Origin of the sequence: Actinomadura napierensis, assembly GCF_039529375.1 — a bacterium.
GTDB lineage: Bacteria > Actinomycetota > Actinomycetes > Streptosporangiales > Streptosporangiaceae > Spirillospora > Spirillospora napierensis.
Genome location: NZ_BAAAMR010000194.1, coordinates 1 through 9,985 on the forward strand (window position 1 = coordinate 1; position 9,985 = coordinate 9,985).

9 protein-coding genes are annotated in these 9,985 nt (G+C 74.1%); 3 read left to right on the plus strand and 6 right to left on the minus strand.

The annotated features are described in order from the left end of the window. On the minus strand, nucleotides 1-518 hold a 518-nt coding region (locus ABD296_RS47670; protein WP_344284549.1), incomplete at its 3' end, for a hypothetical protein. Nucleotides 519-819: 301 nt separating this feature from the next. Between ABD296_RS47670 and ABD296_RS47675 the strand changes: the two genes are divergently transcribed. Continuing rightward, on the plus strand, nucleotides 820-1,977 hold the full coding sequence (locus tag ABD296_RS47675; RefSeq protein ID WP_344284552.1) for an aminotransferase class I/II-fold pyridoxal phosphate-dependent enzyme: 1,158 nt from the start codon (nucleotides 820-822) through the stop codon (nucleotides 1,975-1,977). Here the strand turns inward: ABD296_RS47675 and ABD296_RS47680 are convergent. Then, entirely contained in the window at nucleotides 1,974-2,909 is a 936-nt protein-coding gene (locus ABD296_RS47680) for an oxygenase MpaB family protein (protein ID WP_344284555.1), read from the minus strand. The genes ABD296_RS47675 and ABD296_RS47680 overlap by 4 nt on opposite strands. Nucleotides 2,910-3,108: 199 nt before the next feature. Between ABD296_RS47680 and ABD296_RS47685 the strand changes: the two genes are divergently transcribed. Next, nucleotides 3,109-4,113, plus strand: coding sequence for an MCE family protein (locus ABD296_RS47685; protein ID WP_344284558.1), 1,005 nt, complete (start codon nucleotides 3,109-3,111; stop codon nucleotides 4,111-4,113). Here the strand turns inward: ABD296_RS47685 and ABD296_RS47690 are convergent. Further along, the gene (locus ABD296_RS47690) at nucleotides 4,088-4,825 is read right to left on the minus strand and encodes a TetR/AcrR family transcriptional regulator (protein ID WP_344284561.1); all 738 of its coding nucleotides are present in this window, start codon (nucleotides 4,823-4,825) and stop codon (nucleotides 4,088-4,090) included. The two genes, ABD296_RS47685 and ABD296_RS47690, sit on opposite strands and share 26 nt — an antisense overlap. Before the next feature lie 134 nt (nucleotides 4,826-4,959). On the opposite strand from ABD296_RS47690, the gene ABD296_RS47695 reads away from it, so the two are divergent. Beyond that, on the plus strand, nucleotides 4,960-6,606 hold the full coding sequence (locus ABD296_RS47695; protein ID WP_344284564.1) for an amidohydrolase: 1,647 nt from the start codon (nucleotides 4,960-4,962) through the stop codon (nucleotides 6,604-6,606). A 70-nt stretch (nucleotides 6,607-6,676) separates the two neighbouring features. Here ABD296_RS47695 and ABD296_RS47700 read toward each other — a convergent pair whose 3' ends face one another. The 3 genes from ABD296_RS47700 to ABD296_RS47710 all read right to left on the minus strand — a co-directional run bounded on the left by ABD296_RS47700 (nucleotide 6,677) and on the right by ABD296_RS47710 (nucleotide 9,745). Beyond that, nucleotides 6,677-7,870: a thiolase C-terminal domain-containing protein gene (locus tag ABD296_RS47700; protein ID WP_344284568.1), complete on the minus strand. Its 1,194-nt coding sequence runs from the start codon at nucleotides 7,868-7,870 to the stop codon at nucleotides 6,677-6,679. A gap of 125 nt (nucleotides 7,871-7,995) precedes the next feature. Further along, entirely contained in the window at nucleotides 7,996-9,045 is a 1,050-nt protein-coding gene (locus ABD296_RS47705; protein ID WP_344284571.1) for a threonine aldolase family protein, read from the minus strand. A 73-nt stretch (nucleotides 9,046-9,118) separates the two neighbouring features. Next, nucleotides 9,119-9,745 (minus strand): hypothetical protein, encoded by a 627-nt coding sequence (locus ABD296_RS47710; RefSeq protein WP_344284574.1) that lies wholly within the window; start codon nucleotides 9,743-9,745, stop codon nucleotides 9,119-9,121. Between the last annotated feature and the right edge of the window lie 240 nt (nucleotides 9,746-9,985).

The following is a 9,985-nucleotide window of genomic DNA, read 5'->3' on the forward strand; positions in this document are numbered from 1 at the left end:
GCGATCGCGTCCGGCATCCGGCCGTCCCCGCCGCCGACCGCGAGCGCGGCCGCCATCAGCAGCAGGCCGCCCACCGGCCGCGCGGCCTGCTGCGCGGTGACGGCTACGGCCGCCCGGGACAGGGGCAGCCCGCGGCACACGAGGTACCGGGTGTTGACGGCGGCGGCGCCGAACCCGCCGGGGGTGACGCGGTTGGCGGCGGCCGCCGTGAACTGGGCGAGCGTCGTCTCGCCGAGCGGGAGGGCGCGGCCGGACGCGCCGCGCAGCGCGATCGCCGCGAAGACGTAGTGCAGACCTGCGGGCACCAGCAGCAAGGGCAGGAATCCCCAGCGCATGTCGCCGACGGCGGCGAGCGCCGCGGGGAGGGGCGTCGAGCGCAGGAGCACCGCTGCGGTGGCGGCTCCGGCGGCGAGCAGGGCGGCGAGGGCCGTCCAGCGGACGAAGGGCGGGCGCGCGGTGGGGACGCGGGGTGCCTCGGCGGACGTCGGGCGTTCGGCGCCGGCGGCGATCGTGTCCACACCGTCCGTTGTGGACCACGCGGTTGAAGAACGCGCGACCGGCGCCCGCCCTGCAGGGGAATGGTCGCAGGACGCTGCGCGTCGGGGCGGGGACGGGCGCCTCGGCCGCGTCGCGGTCCACGTGGCCCATGCGGCGGCGCAGGCGGTCAGCGCCGGTTCGAGCACGGCGAGCGGCTCGCCGCCGAGGCCGGGATTTCTCGTTGTACGGCCCGTGATTGGTCCACCCCATAGATTCTTTTCACCCTATGATTAGGGAGCACTACTTAGTGTGGCCGTCCCGCGACCGGGGAGAGTGACGACCATGACCAGCGCCCATCAGCGACTGGGCGATCGCATCAGGCATCTGCGCGGTGCCGCGGGCGGACGCCGGGCGCGCCGGCCCACGGCACCGGGCCGGACCGCGCCGGGAACGCGGACCATCGTGCTGACCTGCGGCGACTATCTGGCCATCGGCGAGCATCCGCGGGTCACCGAGGCGATGGTCGGCGGCCTGCGCGCGGTGCGGGAGCGCTCCCCCGAGAACGCCGGCCTCCCCGACGGCCATCCGCAGGTCAGGCTGGGTGCTGAGTTCGCGCGCCATCTGGGTGCGCGCGACGGTGTGCTGTGCCCGTCCGGACGGGACGCGGGCATCGGCGTGCTGCAGCTGGCCGCCGGTCCCGGCACGCCCGTCTACCTGGACGAACTGGCGCACCTGTGGTTGTGGGAGGGGGCGCGGGCGGCGGGCGCGGAGGCCGTCTGCTTCCGCCACAACGACCTGGAGGACCTGCGGCGGCGGGTCGAGGCGGGCGGTCCCGGCGTGATCTGCGCCGACGCCGTCTACGGCACGGACGGGTCGGTGTGCCCGCTGACCGGCCTGGTCGAGGTCGCCGAGGAGCACGGCTGCCTGCTGGTGGTCGACGAGTCGCACGCGATCGGGGTGCGGGGCGTGCGGGGCGAGGGGCTGGTGGGCGAGCTGGGCCTGGCCGGCAGGGTCGCCTTCCGTACCGCCGGGCTCGGCAAGGCGTTCTGCGCCCGCGCGGGCCTGATCGCCGGGGACCATCCCGCGTTCGCCGGAGCGTCCGCCGCGGCGGCGTCCGGTGCGCCGCTGCCGTCGCACGAGGTCGCGGGGCTCGCGGCGGCGCCGGAGGTCGTCCGCGAGGACGGCTGGCGGCGGGAGCGGGTGCGCGCGGCCACCGGCCGGCTGCGCGGCGGCCTGGCGGCGCTCGGGTTCGGCGCGGTCGACGCCGACACGCAGATCATCGCGCTGGAGACGTCCGCGGAGGCCGACGCGGTGCGGTTGCGCGACGAGCTGGCCGGCCGGGACATCTTCAGTGCCGCGCTGTTCTCGGTGGTGCCCGCGGCCCGCACGCTGCTCCGCCTGTCCGTTCACGCCGGTCTCACCGACGACGACGTGGAGCGGGTGCTCACCGCCTGCGAGGAGCTGAGCGCCCAGGTCCGGACGCCTCTCGCGACCCCCTAGGCGGCGGGCTGGTAGCGGTCGGGGCGGGTCTGGGCGCCGATGTAGCGGAGCATGGTGCGCAGGGCCCAATGGTTGATGCCGGTGGGGACCATCCGGTAGCCCTGCCGGTTGGCCATGGCGAGCGCCGCGAACTGCGCCTGGTCGAGGGCGGTCCAGGGGATGTCGAAGCGGTCGCGGACGACGGCGGGCAGGCAGCCGAAGGTGATCAGGCGCAGCGGGCGCTCGGCGACGAGGCGTCCGGCGCGGTCGAGGCGGGGGCCGCCGACCGGCAGCAGCGTGACGGTGTCGGAGCCGTGCTTGGCGATCTCCAGGGCGCGGGCGGCGGCGGGGGTGAGTTCGAGGCGTTCGGTGCAGATGTGCCAGAACGCGGACTGGAAGGCGGCGTAGTCGGCGGGGACGGGGCGCATGCTGACGCCGTAGCGGGAGTACCAGGTGACGGTCTCGGCGTACATGCGCTCGTGGTCCTCGGCGGTGAGGGCGCCGGGGTGGAACAGCTCGGCGGCCTTGAAGATCTCCCAGGTGAAGGTGGCGTGCGCCCACCAGAACGTCTCGGGTTCCAGGGCGTGGTAGCGGCGGGCGCGCTCGTCGGTGCCGCCGATGCCGCGGTGCAGGTCGCGGATGGCGCGGCCGCGGGCACCGGCGTCGGGGGCGAGGATCGTCGCCCAGATCTGCGGGACGGACCGGTGGATGCGGTCGAAGGGCGCGTCGAAGAAGGCGGAGTGCTCGCCGACGCCGGCGCCGATGCCGGGGTGCATGAGCTGCATCAGGCCCGCGGCGGCGCCGGGGAGCAGGGAGCGCAGGTCGGCGGCGTGCCGCCAGAGCAGGGTGCCGGGGCCGAGCGGGGCGGTGGCGGCGGCCCGGGGACGCGGGGGAGCGGAGCGGGCGGTCGTGACGGTGCCGGCGGTGGGGCCGGATGCTGGGGCGGCGGGCATCGCACCTCCTGCCAGTGAACGCTTACTTCCACCGTACCCGGAATGAGACAAGAGTCAATTCCTGTCGCATGTCCAAATGCTCCGCGAGCGTACTTTTGTGGGACGGGTCACAGGTCCGCCGGCGAAGCTTCGTCGCCGGCCGCATAGCCCGTCCGGGGCCCGCGCGGGTGCAATGGCGGCCTCACGAAGGGACCCCGCCATGAGCGACGAGCACCTGTCCGCGCGCAGCCGGTTCCTGTACGCGGTGGCCGGGTTCGCGGCGCTGGCGGTCGCGGCGGCCGCCATGGTGGTCGCCGGGAGTCCCTCGCCCGGGCGGGTGCACCGGTTCACGGCCGTGTTCTCCACCGCCGGGGAGGGCCTGGATCCCGGCAGGTCGGACGTCAAGGTGCGGGGGATCGCGGTCGGGCGCGTCGAGTCCGTCCGGCTGCGGCGGGACGGCCGGGTCGCCGTGGGGCTGCGGGTGGAGGCCGGCGTCGCCGTCCCCGCCACGACGCGGGCGGCGATCGAGCCGGTCTCGGTCTTCGGGCCGAAGGACCTGAGCCTGGACCTCGGCGCCGGCCCCGCGCTGCCCGACGGGGCCGAGATCACCCGGACGTCGGAGCCGCGCGAGCTGACCGGCATCACCGACCGCGCCTACGACCTCGCCCGCGCGATCGACCCGTCCGACGTCGCCACGATCATGCGGACGCTGTCGGCGGGCCTGGACGGCGAGGGGCCCGCGCTGCACCGGACGGTCGTCAACGGGGCGGCGGTCACCGACGCCGTCCACGCGCGGGAGCCGGAGATCCGGCGGATGATCGGCGACCTCACCGGGGTGTCGGGGACGCTCGCCGCCCGGGGCGGCACCATCGCGGGCGCGGCCGGCGACTTCGACCGGCTCGCACCGGTGATCTACCAGCGGCCCGACAAGGTGTCGCAGCTGCTGGACGCCGCCGGAGAGTTGTCGGACCAGGTGGGCGGCACGTTCCGCGCGCACGGCGCGAACATCGGCCGGATGGTCGACGGGACGGCGAACGTGGTCCAGGTCGTGGCGTCGCAGGATCGGAACCTGCCGGTGCTGATGGACGTGCTGGACCGGCTGTTCCGCGGGCTCGGCGGGCTGATCCGCGTCCCCGGGCCGGAGGGCACGCTGCTGGGCAGGGGCGTGGACACCTTCAGCCTGGACCTGTGCAGGACCTTCATCGACCTGTGCCAGGCGCCGTGACCTCGGCCAGGCGGGCTTCGAGACCGTCCAGGAACAGGGCGAGCGCGCCGGGATAGGCGCTGGTCACCATGGTCTTCGCGAGCGGGACGGCGCAGGCGCTGATGTGCGGGTGGGTGCGCGGGTCCAGCCGGGCGTAGGTGGCCGTCCACGCCGCGCGGTCGGCGGCGGCGGCCTCGGGCGGCAGGGCGTTCGCCGCGGCGTCCAGGGCCGCGAAGCCGAGGGTCAGGTCGACGAACTGGTGGTAGTGGCGGGCCGCGAGGTCCGGCGGGAACCCGGCCTCGCGGAAGATGGCGAGGCCGGTCTCGACGGCGCGGATCTCGTTGGGCCGGCGGGTGACGCGGGACGCGGCGAGCAGCGCGACCTTCGGGTGCGCCACGTAGGTGGCGTGCAGGTGCTCGCCGACGTGGCGCAGCCGCTCGCGCCAGCCGCCGTCCCGCCGGGTGCCGGCGAGGGTGCGGCCGATCAGCTCGTCGGCGACGGCGAGCACCAGGTCGTCGGTGTCGCGGAAGTACCGGTAGATCGAGGACGGGTCGGCGCCGAGCGCGGTGCCGAGCCGCCGGACGGTGAGCGCGTCGTCGCCGCCGCCCTGGTTGAGCAGCCGGATCGCGGTGTCGACGATCAGCTCGTGGGAGAGCACGACCCCCGACTTGGTGGGACGGCGGCGTCGCTTGCGCGCGATGGCGCGCTCGGGCTGCGGGGGCGTGCGGTCCATGGCGTGTCTCCCGGAGGCGCGCGGACGGGACGGCCGCCACCTTATGACAACGCCATTGACCACAGAAGCGCACGCGCTATTTCATAGAGACCCGCCGGGGCGGCCGCCCTGTTCGTCCGAGGGAGACCGCCTTCATGACCCGCCAGCGCGCCGACCTGCTGTTCACCGGCGGACCGATCCTGACCATGGACCCGGCCCGCAGCCGGGCCACCTCGCTCGCCGTCACCGGCGGGCGGATCACCGCCGTGGGCCACGACGAGGTGAAGGACCTCGCCGGGCCCGGCACCGAGGTCGTCGACCTGCGGGGCCGCCTGCTGCTGCCCGGCTTCCAGGACGCGCATGTCCACGCCGTCATGGGCGGGATCGAACTCGGCGAGTGCGACCTGACCGGCACCGTCGACCCGGGGGAGTACCTGCGGCGCGTCCGCGCCTACGCCGGCGCGCACCCCGAGCGGGAGTGGATCACCGGTGGCGGCTGGTCGATGGAGAGCTTCGCGGGCGGCACCCCCACCCGCGAGGCGCTCGACGCGGCCGTCCCCGACCGTCCCGTCTACCTGGTCAACCGCGACCACCACGGCGCGTGGGTGAACAGCCGGGCGCTGGAGCTCGCCGGGGTCACCGCCGACACCTCCGACCCGTCCGACGGGCGCATCGAGCGCGACGACCGGGGACGCCCCACCGGCATGCTGCAGGAGGGCGCGATGATCCTGGTCGGGCGCCTGCTGCCTGCCCGCACCCGCGAGGACCGGATCGCCGGGCTGCTGCGCGCCCAGAAGATGCTGCACGGCCTCGGCATCACCGCCTGGCAGGACGCTCTGGTGAGCGGCTCCGACGGCTACCCCGACGTGTCCGACGCCTACGCGGCGGCCGCCGCCGACGGGTCGCTGACCGCCACCGTGGTCGGCGCGCTGTGGTGGTCGCGGGCCCGCGGCGAGGAGCAGATCCCCGACCTGCTCGACAAGCGGGAGCGGCTCACCCGCGGCCGGCTGCGCTGCACCAGCGTGAAGATCATGCAGGACGGCGTCGCGGAGAACTTCACCGCCGCGATGACCGCCCCCTACCTCGACGCGTGCGGCTGCGCCACCGCCAACAGCGGCCTCAGCTTCGTCGACCCCGAGGCGCTGCCCGGGTACGTGACCGCCCTGGACGCGCACGGCTTCCAGGTCCACTTCCACTCCCTCGGCGACCGCGCCGTCCGGGAGGCGCTCGACGCCGTCGAGGCCGCCCGCGCCGCCAACGGCTGGCGCGACACCCGGCCGCACCTGGCGCACCTCCAGGTCGTCCACCCCGACGACGTCGGACGGTTCCGCGCGCTCGGCGCGACCGCCAACATGCAGCCGCTGTGGGCCGCGCACGAGCCGCAGATGGACGAGCTGACCATCCCGTTCCTCGGCCCCGAGCGCGCCGCCTGGCAGTACCCGTTCGGCGACCTGCTGCGCGCCGGGACGACCCTCGCGGCCGGCAGCGACTGGCCGGTCAGCAGCGCCGACCCGATCGAGGGGATCCACGTCGCGGTCAACCGCGTCCTGCCCGGCGGCGACGGCAAGCCTTTCCTGCCGGAGCAGGCCCTCGACCTGTCCACCGCCCTGGCCGCCTACACCGCCGGCTCCGCCTACGTGAACCATCTCGACGACACCGGCTGCCTGCGTCCCGGCAACCGGGCCGACCTGGTCGTCCTGGACCGCGACCCGTTCGCCGGCCCCGCCGCCGCCATCGCCGAGACAAGCGTCCACATCACCTACGTGGACGGAACCCGCGTCCACACTGCCCCGCACGCCTGACGCGTTGAGTTGCGGCGAGTCGTCGTTACGAGGCGTCCCATAACGACGACTCGCCGCAAGTGAACGAGCGTCAGGCGGAGGCGGGCTTGTAGACCGCGACGGCGCAGGCGCTGCCGAGGCCGATGTTGTGCTGGAGGGCGACCCGGGCGCCGTCGACCTGCCGGTTCCCGGCCTTGCCGCGCAGCTGCCAGGTCAGCTCGGCGCACTGGGCGAGGCCGGTCGCGCCCAGCGGGTGGCCCTTGGAGATCAGGCCGCCGGAGGGGTTGACGACCCACTTGCCGCCGTAGGTGGTGGCCTTGTCGTCGACGAGCTTGTGGCCCTCGCCGACCCCCGCCATCCCCAGCGCCTCGTAGGTGATCAGCTCGTTGGCGCTGAAGCAGTCGTGCAGCTCGATGACGTCGACGTCCTCGATGGACACCTGCGCCTCGTCCATCGCCTTCTTCGCGGCGCGCTGCGAGACGCCGAACCCGACGACCTGGATGGAGGAGTTGTCGGCGAAGCTCTCGGAGGTGTCGGTGGCGATGTGGTGCCCGGCGATCTCGACCGCCTGGTCCCACAGGCCGTGCTCGTCGACGAACCGCTCGCTGACCACGACCGCGGCGGCGGCGCCGTCGGAGGTGGGGGAGCACTGCAGCTTGGTCAGCGGGTCGAAGATCATCGGCGCGTTCTTGACGTCGTCGAAGGAGTACTCGGTCTGGAACTGCGCGTACGGGTTGTTCACCGAGTGCTTGTGGTTCTTCCAGCCGATCCAGGCGTAGTGCTCGGGGGTGGAGCCGTACTTCTCCATGTGCTCGCGGCCGGCGTTGCCGAACATCTGCGGCATCGGCGCCTTGTCCAGCTCCCACTCGCGGCCGGCGGTCATCGAGCGCAGGTGGTGGTCGATGATGGTCACCTTGGACTCGCCGACGCCCGCGCCGAGCGAGCCCTTCTTCATCTTCTCCATGCCGAGCGCGAGCGCGCAGTCGGCGAGCCCGCCCCGGACGGCCTGGCGGGCGAGGAACAGGGCGCTGGACCCGGTGGCGCAGGCGTTCATGACGGTCATCACCGGGATGCCGGTCATGCCCGTCTCGTAGAGGGCGCGCTGGCCCATCGACCCGTACATCGAGCCGGCGTAGGCCATCTCGATCTTGTCGTAGGGGACGCCGGCGTCCTGGAGGGCGTTGCCCACGGCCTCCTTGGCCATGTCGGGGTAGTCCCAGTCGCGGGAGCCCGGCTTCTCGAACTTGGTCATGCCCACGCCCACGACGAAGGTGCGATTGGTCATCTTCGGGCTCGCCTCCTGATACCGAATCCAGTTCGGGTCCACGATAACGCCGAAGGGCGGGGCGGTGTCGGCCCGCCTCCCGATGATCGGGACGCCCCGGCCCGCCCGCCGGGTCGCCCCGCAGGTCAGCCGGACAGCTCCTCGGCGAGGGCCGCGGCGAACGCGTCCACGTCCTCCTCGGCGGTGTCGAACGAGCACACCCAGCGGACCTCGCCCGTCCGCTCGTCCCAGGTGTAGAACGCGAACCGCTTGCGCAGCCGCTCCGCCGCGTCCTTCGGGACGATCGCGAACACCGTGTTCGCCTGCACGTCCTGGGTGACCTCCACGCCCGGGAGCGCGCCCGCCGCGTCCGCGAGCCGGCGCGCCATCGCGTTCGCGTGCGCGGCGTTGCGCAGCCACAGGTCCCCGTCCAGCAGCGCGACGAGCTGGGCGGACACGTACCGCATCTTCGACGCCAGCTGCATGCTCGACTTGCGCAGGAAGGCCAGCCCCTGGACCGCGTCCGGGTTCAGCACGACGATCGCCTCGCCCAGCAGCAGCCCGTTCTTGGTGCCGCCGAACGACAGCACGTCCACGCCCGCGTCGGTGGTGAACGCGCGCATCGGCACGCCGAGCGCGGCGGCGGCGTTGGCGATCCGGGCGCCGTCCATGTGCACGCCGAGGCCCCGCTCGTGCGCCGCGGCCGCGACCGCCGCGACCTCCTCGGGGGTGTAGACGGTCCCGAGCTCGGTGCTCTGCGTGATCGACACCGCGGACGGCTGGCGGCGCTGGATGTTGCCGAACCCGGTCGCGTACCGCTCGACCAGCCCGGGCGTCAGCTTCCCGTCCGGCGCGGGCACCGTGACCAGCTTCAGCCCGGCGATCTTCTCCGCCGCGCCGCACTCGTCGGTGTTGATGTGCGCCGACTCCGGGCACACGACCGCGCTCCACGGCTGCGACATCGCCTGCAGCGACACCACGTTCGCGCCCGTCCCGTTGAACACCGGGAACACCTCCGCCGCCGGGCCGAAGTGCCCCCGGACCACCTCGCGCAGCCGCGCCGTCACGGCGTCGTCTCCGTAGGCGGGCTGGTGGCCCTCGTTCACCGCGGCGAGCGCCGCGAGGATCTCAGGGTGGACGCCGGCCTGGTTGTCGCTGGCGAAACCGCGCTTGGGGTCGGGAATGGCGAAGGTCATGCCCCCATTGTCCCGAACGCCGGGAAGGCGGCCGACCGGCCCGCCGCCGGCCGGACCGGGCGGCCCGGCCGGATCAGGCGGGACGGTCGGTGACGCGGTCGGTGACGCGGTCGGTCACGACCGGGGCGACCGGCGTGACCGGGGTGACGGGCGCGGGCTCGGCCGGGGCCGGCTCGGCCGCGCGCAGCGCCGTCCGGGCGCGCAGCGCGTCGACGTCCTCGCCGAGCCGCGCCATCGTCGCCTGCAGGTCGCGCCACAGGCCCGCCCGCTGCTCCAGCTGCGCGAGCTTGGTGCGCAGGTCGCCGATCCGCCGCTCCACCGCCTCCAGCCGGGTGCGGTGCCCGGCGGTGTCGCGGCCGGTGCGGATCAGGCTGGTGGCGACGGCGGCGAGGTCGCGCTCGGTGTCGTCCATCCGCTCGTCGATGCGCGGCAGCAGCCGGTCGTTGAGCTGCGCGACCAGCGAGTCCAGCTCGGCGCGCAGCCCGGTCAGCTCCTCGTCGCGGGTGCGCAGCGCCGTCTCCTGCGCCCGGACGGTATCCTCCAGCCTGCGCACCCGCTCCCCGTAGGAGGGCAGGAACCGTTCCAGTTCCGCCGACCGTTCCAGGTCCCGGCCCAGTCTGACGAGCAGACCCGCACCGGCGCGCAGCCGGTGCTCCGCCTCGGCGGCGGCGCGGCGGACGAGACCCGGGATCACGGTCATGGCTCCCCCCAAGGGGCGTCGAATGGATTCTCCTTAAACTCTAGGCGAACCGGCGGGAAACGGGTGATGAACTTTCCGGCTCGTCGGCCGGATCCGGGCCGGTACCGGGTGGTTTGGCGGGCGGATTCCCCGGCGGAGCGCCGGGCGGGCCGCCGGGCGCGTTGCCGGGATCACGGTCATGGCTCCCCCCAAGGGGCGTCGAATGGATTCTCCTTAAACTCTAGGCGAACCGGCGGGAAA

Bases quoted from the DNA above. Each gene is read 5' to 3' on its own strand.
- ABD296_RS47705 (WP_344284571.1), bottom strand. From the start codon at position 9,045: ATGACCTTCGCCATTCCCGACCCCAAGCGCGGTTTCGCCAGCGACAAC.
- ABD296_RS47700 (WP_344284568.1), bottom strand. From the start codon at position 7,870: ATGACCAATCGCACCTTCGTCGTGGGCGTGGGCATGACCAAGTTCGAG.
- ABD296_RS47680 (WP_344284555.1), bottom strand. From the start codon at position 2,909: ATGCCCGCCGCCCCAGCATCCGGCCCCACCGCCGGCACCGTCACGACC.
- ABD296_RS47695 (WP_344284564.1), top strand. From the start codon at position 4,960: ATGACCCGCCAGCGCGCCGACCTGCTGTTCACCGGCGGACCGATCCTG.
- ABD296_RS47710 (WP_344284574.1), bottom strand. From the start codon at position 9,745: ATGACCGTGATCCCGGGTCTCGTCCGCCGCGCCGCCGCCGAGGCGGAG.
- ABD296_RS47690 (WP_344284561.1), bottom strand. From the start codon at position 4,825: ATGGACCGCACGCCCCCGCAGCCCGAGCGCGCCATCGCGCGCAAGCGA.
- ABD296_RS47685 (WP_344284558.1), top strand. From the start codon at position 3,109: ATGAGCGACGAGCACCTGTCCGCGCGCAGCCGGTTCCTGTACGCGGTG.
- ABD296_RS47675 (WP_344284552.1), top strand. From the start codon at position 820: ATGACCAGCGCCCATCAGCGACTGGGCGATCGCATCAGGCATCTGCGC.